Origin of the sequence: Sphingobium xenophagum (genome assembly GCF_002288285.1) — a bacterium.
Lineage (GTDB): Bacteria > Pseudomonadota > Alphaproteobacteria > Sphingomonadales > Sphingomonadaceae > Sphingobium > Sphingobium xenophagum.
Genome location: NZ_CP022745.1, coordinates 630,737 through 646,578, shown reverse-complemented (window position 1 = coordinate 646,578; position 15,842 = coordinate 630,737). Strand labels below are relative to the sequence as shown.

General features: G+C 65.2%; 13 protein-coding genes. 10 read left to right on the top strand and 3 right to left on the bottom strand.

Annotation, left to right across the window (positions count from 1 at the left end):
* Window positions 1–215 precede the first annotated feature (215 nt).
* Genes CJD35_RS03180 through CJD35_RS03170 form a run of 3 tightly spaced genes read left to right on the top strand, consistent with a single transcriptional unit; the run spans window position 216 to window position 3,925 of the window.
* Window positions 216–1,034, top strand: coding sequence for a lysozyme family protein (locus CJD35_RS03180; RefSeq protein ID WP_017183010.1), 819 nt, complete (start codon window positions 216–218; stop codon window positions 1,032–1,034).
* A 9-nt stretch (window positions 1,035–1,043) separates the two neighbouring features.
* The gene (gene flhA / locus CJD35_RS03175; protein WP_017183011.1) at window positions 1,044–3,182 is read left to right on the top strand and encodes a flagellar biosynthesis protein FlhA; all 2,139 of its coding nucleotides are present in this window, start codon (window positions 1,044–1,046) and stop codon (window positions 3,180–3,182) included.
* A gap of 14 nt (window positions 3,183–3,196) precedes the next feature.
* Entirely contained in the window at window positions 3,197–3,925 is a 729-nt protein-coding gene (locus CJD35_RS03170; RefSeq protein WP_017183012.1) for a sigma-70 family RNA polymerase sigma factor, read from the top strand.
* A gap of 109 nt (window positions 3,926–4,034) precedes the next feature.
* Here the strand turns inward: CJD35_RS03170 and mdoH are convergent, their stop codons facing one another.
* From mdoH to CJD35_RS03155, 3 genes are all read right to left on the bottom strand, one after another.
* On the bottom strand, window positions 4,035–5,870 hold the full coding sequence (mdoH, locus tag CJD35_RS03165) for a glucans biosynthesis glucosyltransferase MdoH (protein ID WP_051034303.1): 1,836 nt from the start codon (window positions 5,868–5,870) through the stop codon (window positions 4,035–4,037).
* 114 nt (window positions 5,871–5,984) lie between these two features.
* Window positions 5,985–7,472 carry an OpgD/OpgG family glucan biosynthesis protein gene (locus CJD35_RS03160; protein ID WP_017183014.1) on the bottom strand — a complete coding sequence of 496 codons (1,488 nt, stop codon included), beginning with the start codon at window positions 7,470–7,472 and terminating at the stop codon, window positions 5,985–5,987.
* Window positions 7,473–7,823: 351 nt separating this feature from the next.
* Window positions 7,824–8,642: a flagellin N-terminal helical domain-containing protein gene (locus tag CJD35_RS03155; protein ID WP_017182887.1), complete on the bottom strand. Its 819-nt coding sequence runs from the start codon at window positions 8,640–8,642 to the stop codon at window positions 7,824–7,826.
* Window positions 8,643–8,976: 334 nt separating this feature from the next.
* Between CJD35_RS03155 and CJD35_RS03150 the strand changes: the two genes are divergently transcribed.
* The 7 genes from CJD35_RS03150 (at window position 8,977) to CJD35_RS03120 (ending at window position 15,842) form a co-directional block, all read left to right on the top strand.
* The gene (locus CJD35_RS03150; RefSeq protein WP_019053015.1) at window positions 8,977–10,236 is read left to right on the top strand and encodes a sigma-54-dependent Fis family transcriptional regulator; all 1,260 of its coding nucleotides are present in this window, start codon (window positions 8,977–8,979) and stop codon (window positions 10,234–10,236) included.
* Window positions 10,237–10,250: 14 nt separating this feature from the next.
* The gene (gene fliE / locus CJD35_RS03145) at window positions 10,251–10,613 is read left to right on the top strand and encodes a flagellar hook-basal body complex protein FliE (RefSeq protein WP_017182885.1); all 363 of its coding nucleotides are present in this window, start codon (window positions 10,251–10,253) and stop codon (window positions 10,611–10,613) included.
* 3 nt (window positions 10,614–10,616) lie between these two features.
* Window positions 10,617–12,362: a flagellar basal-body MS-ring/collar protein FliF gene (fliF, locus tag CJD35_RS03140; protein ID WP_095686792.1), complete on the top strand. Its 1,746-nt coding sequence runs from the start codon at window positions 10,617–10,619 to the stop codon at window positions 12,360–12,362.
* The gene (gene fliG, locus CJD35_RS03135; protein WP_017182883.1) at window positions 12,355–13,371 is read left to right on the top strand and encodes a flagellar motor switch protein FliG; all 1,017 of its coding nucleotides are present in this window, start codon (window positions 12,355–12,357) and stop codon (window positions 13,369–13,371) included. The genes fliF and fliG overlap by 8 nt, the downstream gene beginning before the upstream one ends.
* A gap of 133 nt (window positions 13,372–13,504) precedes the next feature.
* Window positions 13,505–14,095: a FliH/SctL family protein gene (locus CJD35_RS03130; protein WP_051034301.1), complete on the top strand. Its 591-nt coding sequence runs from the start codon at window positions 13,505–13,507 to the stop codon at window positions 14,093–14,095.
* A complete protein-coding gene (locus CJD35_RS03125; protein ID WP_017182881.1) occupies window positions 14,092–15,420 on the top strand; it encodes a FliI/YscN family ATPase in 1,329 nt (442 codons plus the stop codon). Before CJD35_RS03130 ends, CJD35_RS03125 begins: the two co-directional genes overlap by 4 nt.
* On the top strand, window positions 15,417–15,842 hold the full coding sequence (locus tag CJD35_RS03120; protein WP_017182880.1) for a hypothetical protein: 426 nt from the start codon (window positions 15,417–15,419) through the stop codon (window positions 15,840–15,842). The genes CJD35_RS03125 and CJD35_RS03120 overlap by 4 nt, the downstream gene beginning before the upstream one ends.

Here is a 15,842-nt window from a genome sequence, read left to right as displayed (position 1 = left end):
GTTTTTGGCGGATGTTCGCGCCATCAAAATCCTCCCCTGCAAGCGGAGGGGGACCGGCGCAGCCGGTGGAGGGGTGTCGCCGTATCGATGCCGCGCACCTGCTCCGTCTGCGTAACCACAATCGCAGAAAAGCAAATAGTTGCGCCAGCATTAACCAAATCTTGGCATAAGCCTTGCTCTAATGCTCCCCAGAACCAAGTGGGGAACATGTGCCGATGTCGGCTTTTGCAGACATTACAGCGACGGGGACATCGACAGGCAATCGCGTCACGAACGCGATCGCCATGGCGAGCCGCCGTACGGGCGTGGATTTCGCCTATCTGCTGGGTCAGGCCAAAATCGAATCCAGCATGAACCCCACCGCGCGCGCGACGACATCGTCCGCGACCGGCCTTTACCAGTTCATCGACCAGAGCTGGCTGGCGGTCATCGACCAGCATGGCAGCCAATATGGCCTCGGCTGGGCGGCCGATGCGATCAGCCAGGGCAGCAATGGCCGCTATTATGTGTCGGACCCGGAATTGCGCCAGCAGATACTCGACCTGCGCAAGCATCCCGAAACCGCGTCGGTGATGGCGGCGGAACATGCCGCCGACAACAAGGCCTTTCTGGAAAAGCGCCTTGGCCGCGAGGCCGAGCCGGTCGATCTCTATCTTGCCCATTTCCTGGGGGTAGGCGGCGCGAGCAAATTCCTGTCGGTCCATGACCGCGCGCCCGATGCCACGGCAGCCTCGCTCTTCCCGTCGGCGGCGCGCGCCAACCGTTCGATCTTCTACGATCGCGCCGGCCATCCTCGCAGCTTCGCCGACATTCGCGATCGCTTCGCCTCCAAATTGCAGAAGGGCGCCGATAGCCTGGGCGGCCCTGTCCAATATGCCGACGCTTCGCTGCCCGACGGCGCAAAGACGGTGCAGCCCGCCGACTATGTGCGGATCGAAACCCAGCGCCTTGAACAGCAAATCGATGTCGGCATCCGGCCCCAGCCGCAAACCGCACGTCTCGCCTATCTCATGCTTGCCACCCTCGGAAGGTAACGGCTCCTCATGTCTCCCAACCAAATCAAAGCGAAGATCTGGATGAGCGCCGCCAAGGGGGCGGTGCTGCCCTTCGCGACGCTGATGGTCGTGCTGTTCATGATGGTGCCGGTCCCGGCGATCATGCTCGACATCGGGTTCATCACCAACATCATGATCTCGCTCGCCGTGCTGATGGTGGCGCTCAATGCCGCCAAGCCGCTCGATTTTTCTGCCTTCCCGACCGTGCTGCTGTTCGCGACGCTGCTGCGCCTCGCGCTCAACGTCGCATCCACCCGCGTCGTGCTGGTGCAGGGGCATGAAGGGTCCGATTCGGCGGGACAGGTGATCGAGGCGTTCGGCCATTTCCTGATCGGCGGCGATTATGTCGTCGGCATCTTCGTGTTCGCCATCCTGATGATCATCAACCTGGTGGTCATCACCAAGGGCGCGGGCCGCGTGTCGGAAGTCAGCGCCCGCTTCACCCTGGACGCCTTGCCCGGCAAGCAGATGGCGATCGACGCCGATCTGAACGCGGGCCTCATGACCCCCGAAGAAGCCAAGCTGCGCCGCGCGGAAGTCGCGACCGAAGCGGATTTCTACGGCTCGATGGACGGTGCCAGCAAATTCGTGAAGGGCGACGCGGTCGCGGGCATCCTGATCCTGGTGATCAACATTATCGGCGGCATCATATTGGGTGTCGTCAGCCACGGCCTGACTATGGGGCAGGCGGCGGAAACCTATATTCTCCTGGCCATCGGCGATGCGCTGGTCGCGCAGATCCCGGCCTTGCTGCTGTCGATCGCGGCGGCCTCCATCGTCACCCGCGTCAAGAGCGAGGACGACCTGTCCGGCCAGATCGCCAACCAGTTCGGCTCCGGCCGCGCCTGGGTGCCGGTCGCGGCGATCCTGACATTCCTAGGCATGCTGCCCGGCATGCCGCACATGATCATTCTGCCGGCTGCCGCCGTTTCCTGGCTGATCGCCTGGAACCTGCGCAAGGCCAGCCAGAAAAAGGCAGCCGAACCCGAACCTGCGCCGCCGCCCGCCAACCCAGCGCTGATCGAATGGGGCGATGTGTCGGACGGCGCGCTGCTCGGCCTGGAAATCGGCTATGGGCTCATCAGCCTGGTCGACGAACGCAAGGGCGCGCCACTGATGGCGCGGATCACCGGCATTCGTCGCCAATTGTCCAAGGAACTGGGCTTTGTCGTGCCGATGGTTCGGGTGAAGGACAATCTGGCGCTCGAACCCAATCAATATCGCATCACCATCGCCGGTGTCGTCGTGGGCGAGGACGAAATCTGGCCGGACGACCTGCTGGCCCTGGACAGTGGCGCGCTGGAAGGCACGGTCGCAGGGCGCGCGGCGAAAGACCCGACCTTCGGCCTCGACGCGGTCTGGATTCCGCAGGCCAAGCGCAGCGAGGCGGTCGTCGCGGGCTATACGGTGGTCGATCCGCCGACGGTCGTGGCAACGCATCTCAACCAGCTGATCGCCATGAACGCGGCGGAAATGTTCGGCCTCGATGAAGCGCGCAAGCTGCTCGACAATCTGAAGGATGTGGCGCCCCAGCTGGTCGATGGCCTGACGCCCGCGACGCTCAGCCTCACGCAGATCAGCGCGCTCTGCCGCGCCCTCCTGTCCGAAGGCATTGCGCTCAAGGATTTCCGCCGCATCTGCGAAGCGATGGTCGACGCCGCCCGCCCGGACATGAGCCACGAGCAACTGGTCGAAGCGGTCCGCCAACGCATCGGCGCGCTGATCATCCAGGGGCTTGTTCCGGTCAAGATGCCGCTGCCGGTCATCACGCTCGACGGCGATCTCGAAGCCTTGCTGGCGCAGGCCATGCGCGTGGCGGGCGATGCGCGCCACCCGATCGAACCCGCGCTCGCCAACCGTATCGTCGAAGCCGTGGTGCAGGCCGCGCGGCCCCTGCTGGGGCAGGCACGCAATTTCGCCATCGTCACCTCGCCGGTCGCGCGCCGGGCGATGGCGCGGCTGTTCAAGCCGCATCTGCCCGAAACGCCCGTGCTGTCCTTTCTGGAAATACCGGACGGCAAGGGTGTGGAGGTGGCCGCCGTCGTCGGTGGCGAACAACGTCCAACGCCGCGCCACGATCCCGCGCCCCGTCATGATCCCATGATGCAGCGCGAACGGGTCGCTTGAGGAGAGGCTGACCGATGTACATGAACAAGATCACGTCCGGCGCCCACACTTATGGCAGACCGGGGGACAACAGCCCGGAACGGCTCGCGCGTCAATATATGCCGCTGGTCCGCAAGATCGCCTGGCACGTCCATGGCCGCGTTTCCACCGCGATAGAGGTGGAGGATCTGCTCCAGATCGGCATGGTCGCGCTGGTCGAGGCCGCCAATGGTTTTGAGGATCGCGGGCTGGGTTTTGCCGCCTATGCGCAACTGCGCGTGCGTGGCGCGATGATCGACCATCTGCGGCGGCAGGCGACGATTTGCCGGTCAGCCATGGCCAGGCGCAAGGATCTGGCCAAGGTGCGCAATCGGCTTGAACAGAAGCTGGGGCGCCTCCCGACCGAAGCGGAAATGTCCGCTGACATGGGGCTGGAACCGGCCGCCTATCGCGAAATCGCCGACAGCGTGGAAATGGTCCAGCACACAAGCATGGACGAAGTCTATTCCGACCAGTCGATGTGGTTCGCCGATGTGGAGGATCGCGCCGATGACATATTGGAACGCGAATCGCTCAAGGCTGCGATCGCCCGCGGCATCGGCGAATTGCCGGAGCGCGAGGCGCTGGTGCTGCAACTCTATTTTGTCGAGGAACTCAATCTGGAGGAGATCGGCCACACGCTCGACATTGGCGCGGCGCGGGTCTGCCAGATCAAGAAAGCCGCGCTCGACCGCCTGCGCGAGAAACTGCGCGACTGGCATTGAGCACAAACAACCTCCGTTCGCCCTGAGCGAAGTCGAAGGGTTGTCCTTCTTGCGAAGAAGAACAAGGCTTCGACAAGCTCAGCCTGAACGGTTTTGGCCGTAGCCCGCCTCACTCATCATTCGCGGCAAACGGCCCCATCCGCCGCTCGTCGCCATTTGGCCAGCGAAAGCGCAGCGGGCGATAGCTTTGCGTGCGCCACCATGGATCGGCGACCACGAACAGGCCGCCTTGCTCCGCCCGACGCCCCAGATCCTTGCGTGCGGTCAGCGCCGCCAGCACGGGGGCCAGCAACAATCCCGCCACCACCGGGCTGATCCAGCCCAGCCCACCGGCCTGCACGGCCATGGCGGTCAGCCCGATCCCCAGCAGAATATGCCATTTGAACAACCAGATCGCATCGAGCGCGCCCATGCCGTCACGGTCGCGGGTCTGCCCGTTCCAGCTGCTCTTGCGCCCCATCAATATGCCAAAAAGATTGATCGTTTGCGTGAGCATGGCCACCGGCGCCATCAGGATGGACAGCACAATATCGGCCATCACTCCGCGCGTCATCCGTGCCGCGCCGCCAAAGCCGATCCGCCGCGCCGGGTCGATCATCGCCCAGATCATCGCCAGCAGCTTGGGTCCAAACAGCAATGTCGCCGTCACCGCCAGCAGCCCGCCAGACGGCAACACTGCGCTCGGCGGCCACACACCCGCCAGCGCGCCGCCCAGCACCACCAGCATCAGCGCCAGCCATAGCGGCGACGTGCAATAGGCCGACGCGCCGACCAGCAACTGGAACCGGCTGACCGGATGCAGCCCGGCAATCTTCATGAATAGGGGCACATGCTGGATATTGCCCTGGCACCAGCGCCGGTCGCGCGTGAACAGGTCGGGCATGGCGGGCGGGAATTCTTCGAAACTGTCGTCCGCGTTCACCATATGCACGTCCCAGCCGCGCCGCCGCAGCAGCGCCGCCTCGATCATGTCGTGGCTCATGATATGCCCGCCAAAGGGCGCGCGGCCCGGCAGTTCCGGCAGGCCGCAGCTCTGCGCGAACGCCTTGACCCGCACGATGGCGTTATGGCCCCAGAACATGCCTTCGGACCCGGCCCACCAGATCATGCCCGCCGCCGAAATCGGCCCGAACAGCCGACTGGCAAATTGCTGCCAGCGCGCAAACAGCGTCGCGGCGCCCACGACGGTGGGGACGGTCTGGATCAGCCCGACCTGCGGATGCCGTTCCATGTCGGCGGCCAGCCGCGCCATCGTCTGACCGCTCATCACGCTGTCCGCGTCCAGCACGACCATATAGTCATAGCCGCCGCCAAAACGCTCGACCCACTCGGCGATATTGCCCGGCTTCCGCCCGATATTCAGCGCCCGGCGGCGATAATGGACGGGGCGGGAAAAGGATTCGCGCAATTCCAGATAGGCGCGACGCTCGACCTCGCCATTTTCGGGGTTGGAATCGGACAGGATGAAAAATTCGAACCGTTCACCCCCCATCACCTGCGCCAGCGATCGCTCCATGATCGACAGGCGACCCAGCACGCCCAGAAAATCCTCGTTACAGACCGGCAGCAGGATCGCGGTCTTTCCCGCCAGCGTGGTGGCGGATGTCAGTGCGTGCGGCGTCACGGCGCGCCCCTTGCCCACGGTCAGCAGCAGGAAGCCGATTGACGCAGTGGCAAAACCGAAAGCGATCCAGGCGAATAGCGGGATGAACAGCGCCAGATAGACGCCCTCCCAGGCCGAAATCCCGTCCAGCCCGATCGACCGGCGCATTTCATGCGCGGCCATGGCGGCGGGCAGCAATGCCAGCAGAACGACCAGCAGGCGGCGCGCCCACAGATCGATATTGAACCGCCGCCGCGCGATCATCGGCGGACGACCGGCAAAATCCTGCACCGGCATGGCGATCGGCGTTTCCGCCGGCACCTGCTCAAATGCCCTTGGCATGGGCTTTTCTCCGGTGACGGCATCCGCCGTCAGCACGCCTCCCGTCACTTGCGTTCCAGACCTGATTAACTTTGACCCAGAGGACAGAACCGCTCGTTACGCTGGCGGTTCCCTTCATCCTGTGATTGGATAATGCACATATTCGCTCAAAACGCGACCTGCACTCCGCAATTGCAGCCGAACTTCGGACTGGACGCCCGCATTGGCCGCCAGATCGATGACCGCGCGGTACAGGCCCGGCTGCCCCAGCACGGGATACCCCGCCGCCTTGATCAGCCTGCCTCCGGTCACGTCCGTCCACACATCCGGCCGCACGCCATCCGGCGCATCGGCAAAATCGACCACCAGTCGCTGCGCGTCGGGCTGGTCGCCACGCCCGCGCCAGACATTGGCGACCCTTGCCAGCGCGGTTCCGGCCGGATTTTGCGCCGCCGACCAGTCCAGCCGGTAGGCGAGGTCAATCCGCCGCCCTGGCACCGGCGCAGCATCGGGCGTCCAATAGGCCGCGACATTGTCGGTATATTCGCTGTCCGTCGGAAAGCTGTAGAGCCGCACCTGCCCCGCGCCCAGCGGCCGGGCAGGGGTCGCCCAAAGCGAGGGGCGACGGTCGTAAAAGACGCCATCATCCTGATAATGGGCAAAATCGCGGTCCCGCTGGAGCAGGCCAAAGCCCTTCGGATCGCGCTCGGCAAAGGCGCTGATCTGCGGCATGGCGGGATTGACGAGCGGCCGGGCATGGACGCTGCCATCGCCACTGGCGATCGACAGCATGTCGCTGTCATGGATTTCCGGTCGCCAGTCGGTCCCCTGCCGGCGGTTGGCCTGATCATACCAGAACATGCTGGTCATCGGCATCAGCCCCAGTTCGGGGATCGCGCGACGGGGGAACAGCGCGGCGGTCACATCCTGCCGCACGCCGTCCTTGCCCAGGCTGCTGACGAACCGGAACGCGCCGGTGATCGACGCGCCATCCAGCAGCGCGTGGATGGTAACGCTGCTGTCGCCCGTCCGCTCCAGCCAGAAATGGGTGAAGCGCGGAAATTCCTCCTTCCCCTGCAGGCTGGTATTGATTGCGATCGCGCGGGCGGACAGGCCGAACTGCTTTTGCGGGCTGGGCGCGCGGAAATAGCTGGCCCCCAGAAAGGACAGCCAGTCGCCGTCGCGCGCGGCGTTCATGATGCGGAACCCGGCAAAGCCCGCGTCGGGGGGCAGTTTCTTGACAGGATTGCTGTCCGGCGCATCGAACATGGCCGGATCATAGCGCAGCGGCGTCGCGCGCCCCTTGTCGACCAGCGCGATCTGCACCGGCTGCGCCGCCGTCCGGCTGAGCGGGAACAGGCGGACGCCGGTATCGCCGGGCAAATCGCCCCAGATGGTGCGATCCTCGGCAAAGCGCGCCTGATGCAGCGCGTCATAGTCGATCGCCTGCGCGCCGGGATAGAGCGGCGTTTCGGCAAATGGCGCACGGGCAAGCCGCTGCGCCCGCGCAATCAGCCGGTCCCAGGAAAATGGCTCGCTGGCGGCCTGCGCCATCAGCCTGTGAGGAAGGACCAGCGCAGCGCTGGTGGCGGCGATCATCGCGCGCCGGTTGATATGGGTCATGGCTTTCATCATGGAAGGCATAACCGCCAAAGCCAAGGGCGTATCCTTATATCCCTATGCGATGGACATGCCGCCGCACCGGCCCGCTCCCCCACCCGGCCATCCAACGTCAGTATCCTATGGGTGGCCGGGTGGGGGAGCGGGCCGGTGCGGCCTCACAAAATGCGCCCTTTCGCGCATTTTCAGGAACGCGACGAAACCCCCGCCCGGGGGGACGAGGGTTTCGCATATACTGGTCGTTAGATCGAAGTTGTGACCCCCGGCACGGTGGGGACTGTTGATGTGCCGGGGGCTACTTGGCGCGGCTGTCCGGTGACCAGGACCTCAGCCGACCAATTCGGTTGGCCTGACTTAGCCGATCAGCTTCAGCACGCCCTGCTGGCTCTGGTTGGCCTGTGCCAGCATCGCGGTCGACGCCTGGCTCAGGATCTGCGACTTGGCGAGAGCGGTCGTTTCGGCCGAGAAGTCGGCGTCTTCGATGCGGCTGCGGGCGTCGGTCAGGTTGGTGACGTTGGCGGTCAGGTTGTTGACCGTCGACTCCAGGCGGTTCTGCGCGGCACCCAGCTTGGCCTGGGCGGTCGATACGGCCGACAGGGCCGTGTCATAAAGCGCCAGGGTCGCCGTGGTGGCGGTGCCGGCACTGACCGTGGCGGCCGCCGCGCCGACGACCGGCGAAAGGTCGATGCCACCGAGCGAAAGCGAGACAGTGTCGTTCGCGGTCGCACCGGCCTGGATCGAAACCGTCGCAGCCGTGGTCGGGAACAGCGAGATGCCGTTGAACTTGGAATTGGTCATCGTGGTGCTGATCTGGGTGGACAGCTGGTCCAGTTCCGACGTGATGTTCGCCTTGGCGTTGGTGTCGTTGGTGCCGTTCAGCGCCTGAACGGTCAGTTCACGCATACGCTGCAGCATGTTGGTGACTTCGCCGAGCGAACCTTCAGCGGTCTGGGCCAGGCTGATGCCGTCATTGGCGTTGCGGATGCCCTGGGTCATGCCGCGGATCTGCGAGGTCATGGTCGAAGCGATCGCCAGGCCAGCGGCGTCGTCCTTTGCGCTGTTGATGCGCTTGCCGGTCGACAGGCGTTCCATCGCAGTGCTCAGGCCCTTGCTGGCCATCGAGGAAGCGTTGGCGGAGCGCAGAGCGGCGGTGTTGGTTCCGATAACAGTCATGGTGTTTCCCTTTCCGTGTCAATCAGGTCGCTGCCATCCGTTAGAGCGCTTGCGGCCTCGAAAGGGGATAACGGCGGGGTGCGGCGGGCTTTTAGGGGCGCTGTCGAATTTTCTGCATTTTTCGTGTTTTGCCCGTCGCTTACCGGCCCTCCACGCGCGCGCGTTATATATTAAGTCGGTTTGGGCCGTTGCCGTGGCGGAAAATAATTGCCGCCATGCGGCAAGTCCTGCCGGCAATTAACCAATTGCTAACCACGGTAGCGCACATTGGGACCATCGAAGAAGGCCAGGGCGTACGGGGGTACAAGCTGGCCAGCCATTTGGGGACCAACTAATGTCATCGCTCGATATGAGCCGAGGCGTCTGTGCGCTCGTTCCAGGGTTGCAGCACTGGCTGGAAAATGCCCTGTTCGCTGTCCGGGTCGTCGATGCCGCCGCACCGCGCGAACGCGATAGCCGCCGCGTGCTGCTGGCGACCGAAATCGGCCACGCGACGCACCGCGATATATTGATCTCGCTTGTCGACGGCGCGCCTTCGCTGGTCGCCGCCGCCAACGGACTGCCCGCCCGTGTCGCCTTCGGGCTGGAAGATATGGGCTTCGCCTTCGCCCTGATCGCCGAACTGGCTCGTCCCGCGGCTATTCCTGCGGTGGGCGACAGCGCCAGCGCGCGCCTCATGACGCTTGCCGGTCGGGTCGCGCGCAGCGAAGCCACCGTTCTCATTCAGGGCGACACCGGCACCGGCAAGGAAGGCATGGCGCGCTTCCTTCACGCCCAGTCGGGCCGCACGTCGGGCGATTTCATCGCCGTCAATTGCGCCGCGCTGCCTGAAACCATGATGGAAGCGATGCTGTTTGGCCATCGCAAGGGCAGCTTCACCGGCGCGGCCAATGCGTCCGAAGGGTTGTTCCTGGCGGCGGACGGCGGCACGCTGTTCCTCGACGAAATCGCCGAACTGCCGATCGCACTTCAGGCCAAGCTGCTGCGCGCCTTGCAGGAAGGCGAAGTCCTGCCCGTCGGCGCGACCCACGCCGTCCCGGTCAATGTCCGCGTCATCGCCGCCTGCAACCGCGATCTGGCCGCCGAATGCGCCGCCGGACGGTTCCGCGAAGATCTCTACTGGCGCTTGAATGTCATGCCGCTCGACCTGCGCCCGCTGGCCGAACGCCCCGGCGACATCGCCGCGATCGCCGCCGCCATGCTGCTGCGCTTTTCGGACATGGCCAAGGACGGTTTTGTCTGGCCGACCGCCGCCGCGCTCGACAAGCTGGCCGCCCATGCCTGGCCGGGCAATGCCCGTGAACTGGGCAACGTCCTTCAGCGCGCCCTGGTGCTGCGCGATGGCGATCGGATCGACGCGCACGACCTGCATCTGGCGAGCGCGCCCCGGCCCCAGGGCCTGCATATCGTCTCGCCCGAACCGGCCGAACCCGTCCGCCTGCGCGACGTTGCCCATCACAGCAAGCTGGAAGCGGTCCGCACCGCGCTGCGCGAAACCGACGGCCACCGCGCCGCCGCCGCGCGCAAGCTCGGCATTTCCGAACGCACGCTGCGCTATCGGCTCGCCGAAATGCGTGATCTGGCTGCGGCTTGAAGGGAGGATAGGGCATGACCGGCATTTCTCCGACAGACAATGTGATGGCGATCCGCAACGCCATCCTGCAAAAAAACGCCGCGCTGCGCGACGTCGCCTCGACCGGGTCGGTCGGCGGCGCGAACGCCCCAAACGGTACTGCGCCCGGCACCGCGCCCGGCGGCTTTACCGAAGCGCTCAACAGCGCGCTGCAACAGGTCAACGGCCTGCAAGGCAAGGCCGGTGAGGCCGCCGCCGCGTTCGAGCGGGGCGAAACCACCGACATCGCCGCCGTCATGCTGGCCAAGCAGCAGGCGTCGGTCAGCTTCGAAGCGACCCTTCAGGTCCGCAACAAACTTCTGTCCGCTTACAAGGACATCATGAGCATGCCGGTCTAAATCATGAGCGAGAACGCACTCACCATCGATGGCGGCGCTGCCGCCCGGCCCGCCCTCCCGGCGACCGCTTCGTCCGGCTTCGGCTCGGCCAAGGGGGTCGACGCGCTGCGCGCGCGGCTCACCGGCTTCATGAAACAGCCAGCGGTAGCCAAGAGCCTGCCGCTGCTTGGCCTGCTCGGCGTCCTTGCCGTCGCTGGCCTCGCCTGGATGGCGCTGCGCGAACCGCCGCAGCGTGACCTGTTTCGCGGCCTGCCCGACGGTGACAAGTCCGCCGTGGCGCAGGTTCTTGACCAAAACGGCATTCCCTACGACTTCGACAATAGCGGCGCGATGACCGTGGGCGAGGGCGATTATTTCAAGGCGAAGATGATGCTCGCCGCGCAGGGCCTGCCCAAGAGCGCGCCCGACGGCAACAGCATGATCGACAGCCTGCCCATGGGCGCCAGCCGCGCGGTCGAGGGCGAAAAGCTCCGTTCGGCCCGCGAAATGGACCTGGCGCGCACCATCGAGGCGATCGACAGCGTCGAAAGCGCCAAGGTCCACCTCGCCGTCGAACCGCCCAGCGTATTCCTGCGCGACCGGGCCAAGCCGTCCGCCTCGGTCATGCTGCGCCTTGCCAATGGCCGCACACTCACCGATGCGCAGGTCAGCGCGATCGTCCACCTCGTCGCATCGTCCATTCCCGAACTTTCGCCCGACCAGATTTCGCTGGTCGACCAGAATGGCCGCCTGCTCAGCAAGAATGACAGCGACTCCGGCGACGATCGCCAGCTCGCGATCCAGAGCCGGATCGAGGACCGCTATCGCCAGTCGGTCGTCGCGCTGCTCACCCCGATCCTGGGGGCCAATAATTTCTCGACCGAAGTCCATGCCGAACTCAATTTCGCCGAGCGGCAGGCGACCCGCGAAACCTATCCGCAGGACGAAGCCAGGTTGCGCACCGAACAGGGCACCTGGGCCTCCGACCCGCGTGGTCAGGGCACGGGCGAAGCATCGGGCATCCCCGGCGCGCTCAGCAATCAGGCGCCCGTCAACCCGACCGTGACCCAGACCAATCCCAATGGTCAGGCCGTGCAGCAGGGGCAGACCGCCGCGCAGACGCCCGGCACGCCGCCCAACCCGCTGATGAAGACCGAGGAAACCTTCAACCGCAGCTTTGAACTGGGCCGTGAAGTGTCCGTTACCAAGGATGCGGTCGGCACCGTCAAGCGCCTGTCGGTCGCCGTCGCGCTCGACAATGAACCCGATGGCAAGGCGCGCACGCCGCAGGAAATCGCTGCCCTCGAAGCCTTGGTGAAGGGTGCGATCGGCTTCGACCAGGCCCGTGGCGACGTGGTCGCGCTCTCCTCGCGCAGCTTCCTCAAGACGCCGGAGGAACAGCCCCTCTGGTATGAGGCGGATTGGGTCTCGCCGCTCATCCGCAACGTCTCGGCCCTGCTGGTCGCGCTGCTGGTCATCTTCGGCATCGGTCGCCCGCTGCTCAAGCGTCGCGCCGCGGCACAGGAAGCGATCGCCGCCGACACGGCCCAGAATGGCCAGCGCATCGGCCGCGAAATTTCCGGCGAACTGACCCGGCAGGCGGTCGAGGCGCCCGATCCGGCCCGCCCGGTCACGCTCGATATGATTTCCTCCACCTATGACTATGCCCAGCGCGCCGACCTCATTCGCAACTTTGTGAAGCAGGACCCCGACCGTGCCGCCCTGGTCGTCCGCGACCTCCTGAAGGAGGGGAAGAAGGAAAATGCCTGAGATCGTTCCCGGTCGGCCAGAGGCGCTCAAGGGCAGCGCCGCCGCCGCCGTCCTGCTGATGCTGTTCGACGAGGATGAGGCCGCGCAGATCCTTGCGCGCCTGGAGCCTGAAGAAGTGCGCCAGCTGGGCTATGCCATGTATGACGTCGCCGATGTCGATCCTGAAGAGGTGAACGAAGCGCTCGATCATTTCGTGACCAAGGCGAAGAAGCGCACCACCATCGGCTATGGCGCGACCCGCCATATTCGCGGCGCGATGACCAAGGCACTGGGCGAGGAGCGGGCCGAAACCATCCTCGCGCGCATCACCCCGCCGACCCGCTCCACCCAGCTTGAAATGCTCAAATGGATGGACGCCAAGGAAATCGCCGCGCTCATTGAGGCGGAGCATCCGCAGATCATGGCGATCGTGCTGGCCCATCTCGAAGCGCCGATCGCGGCCGACGTGCTGCAATTGCTGCCGGTCGAATATCAGGAAGAGATTGTCTACCGCATCGCCACGCTCGGCCCGGTGTCGAACGAGGCGCTCGATGATCTGGAACAGCTGCTGCTGCGCGGCCCCGCCAAGAAGCAGGGTGCGGCATCGCAGCGTGGCGGCACGATCGAGGCGGCTGCGATCATGAACAATGTCCGCAAGGATAATGAGCAGCGGATCATGAAGGCGGTGGCCAAGCGCGACAAGATGATCGCCCAGACCATCGAGGAAGAGATGTTCGTGTTCGATAACCTTATCGACATGGACGATAAGAATCTCGGCACGCTGATGCGCACCGTCGACAGCGCCGTGCTGGTTGTTGCGCTCAAGGGCGTCAACGACCTGCTCAAGGCCAAGATCTTTGGCTGCATGTCGGCCCGCGCGGCGCAATCGATCGCCGACGAGATCGAGGAACGTGGCCCGATCCGCCTTGCCGAAGTGATCGACGCGCAAAAACTCATCATCGCCACCGCGCGCCGCATGGCCGACGCCGGCACCATCATGCTGGGTGGCAAGGGGAATGACTTTGTCTGAAGCATTTTCAAGTCGGCCCTTTGCCGACGGCTCGGAAAATGCGGCAACCAGGACTCTGGAGCCGCGCCGCGCCAGCGGAAGCGGCTCCAGAATCTGGGGCGCAGAGGCAGTGCAGGATGTCGCGCCGGTCTCGATGACCGGCGTGCGCCAGGTGGAAAGCGGCGGCTTTCGCAGCCTCTATACCTCGGTCCCCGGTCAGCATACCGCCATGATGCGCCATGGCGTCATCGAAATGGAGCCGGAGGCCGATCCGCTGGAGGAGGCCCGGCTGGAAGCCTTCACCATGGGTTTCGACGAAGGCTGTCGCGTCACCGCCCAGACCCATGCCGATGCGTCTGAGGCGCATGAACGGCTGACGCAGGCACTCGAAATGCTCAGCCCCGCGCCCAGCGGCATGTTGTCCACCATGCTCTCGGCCACGGTCGTGCGGCTGGTCGAACAGATTGTCGGCGAAGTGGAGATCGACATCGAACGGCTGGTGCAGCGCTGCGACACCGTTGCCGCCTTTATCGAGGATAATCAGGGCAAGAGCGCCCTTCACCTCCATCCCGACGACATCGCCCTGCTCGAAGGCGAATCGATCGGCGTGTCGCTGGTTCCCGACAAGGCGTTGCACCGCGGCTGCGTCCGGCTCGAAACCGCCGACGGCTGGGTGGAGGATGGCCCGGACGTTCGCCTGTCCCGCCTGCGCGCGCTGATGGACGATATGGAGGGCAAGTCATGATCCGCGCCGCGCTGGCGCAGGCCGAAACCCTGTTCGATCATCTTCAGGTCCAGAATCGCACGCCCCGCCGCGTGGGCCGTCTGGTCAGCCATGATGCGGGCATGCTCGAAGTCACCGGCTTTCGCCGTCCGATCGGCTCCGGCGCGCGCGTCATGGCCAGCGACGGGTCGATCTGCCGCGCCGAAGTCGTCGGCTTTCGCGGCGATCGCACATTGCTGGTGCCCCTCGACGCCGACGCGCCACTCGAAAACGGCATCCGGGTCGAACCCGATAGCCAGGCCAATATGGTGCAGGTCGGGGAAGGGCTGATCGGCCGCGTCGTCGACGCCATGGGGCAGCCGCTCGACCGCAAGGGGCCGATCATCGCGGGCGGCGTCTGGCCGCTGAACGGGGTCAAGGGCAATGTTCTGGATCGTGGCCGCGTCACTGAACCGTTCGACCTTGGCGTCCGCGCCGTCAACGCCCTGCTGACCGCCGGGCGCGGCCAGCGCATCGCCATCATCGCCGGGTCGGGCGTCGGCAAATCGGTACTGATGGGCCAGATGATCGCCGGGGCCGAAGCCGATGTGGTCGTTGTCGGCCTGATCGGCGAACGGGGCCGCGAAGTCAGCGATTTTCTCGAAACCAAATTGAAGCACATGATGCACAAGAGCATCGTCGTTGCTGTTCCTGCCGATCATCCCCCGGTGCTGCGCCTGCGCGCCGCTGCGCGCGCCACTGCCATCGCCGAATATTTCCGCGCCCGTGGCAAGAAGGTGCTGCTGCTGATCGACAGCCTGACCCGCTGCGCCCACGCCCAGCGCGAAATCGGCCTGGCTCTTGGCGAACCGCCCGCGATGAAGGGCTATCCGCCCTCCGCGCTCGCGCTCATCCCCCGTCTGGTCGAACGGGCAGGGGTGGATTCCCGCACCGGCGGGTCGATCACCGCGCTCTACACCGTGCTGGCCGATGGCGATGATACCGACGATCCGATCGTCGACGCCGCTCGCGCCATTGTGGACGGCCATTTCGTCCTGTCGCGCCATCTGTCCGAACAGGCGATCTTCCCGGCCATCGACATTGGCAAGTCCCTGTCGCGCGTCATGGCCGACGTGGTGCCCGACGACCATCGCATGGCCGCCGCCAATTATCGCCGCCTGTGGGCCGCTTATGAGGAAAATCGCGATCTCATCCTGATGGGCGCCTATCGCCCCGGCAATGATCCGGTGATCGACGAAGCGGTCCAGCGCCGTCACGAAATTCTCGACTTCATCCGGCAGGACCAGAAGAGCCGTATCGATCTCGATACCAGCGCCAACGCGCTCGTCGCGAGCTTTAGCGCATGAAGGGGCTTGTGTCCCGCCGCCAGCGCGTGCTGCGCGTACGCCACGTCCAGCATGCCATGGCCGTCGCGGAGACCGCCCGCGCGCGGGACGAGGCGGACGGGCTCGCCCGCAATATCGAGCGCCTCAACAAAGTGCGCAGCGAATTGTTCGAGACCGAAGGGGCGGCCACCGGCGCGTCCTTCGCCGCGATGCAGGAACTGGCCACCCGGCTGGAACAGGCCGGGCGACAGCTGGACGGCGCCCTTTATGACGCCCGGCGCAAGGTGGAGGCCAAAGAAGGCATGACTCTTGCAGCGAACCGCGAGAAGGAAATCGCCACCCGCCTCAAGGACCGCGCCCGCGCGACCCTGGAGGAATGGCGCGAAAACAAGCTGGCGGCACTGCCGAGCTATCGTCGGATGCAGCGAAACGGGGAAGTCTGA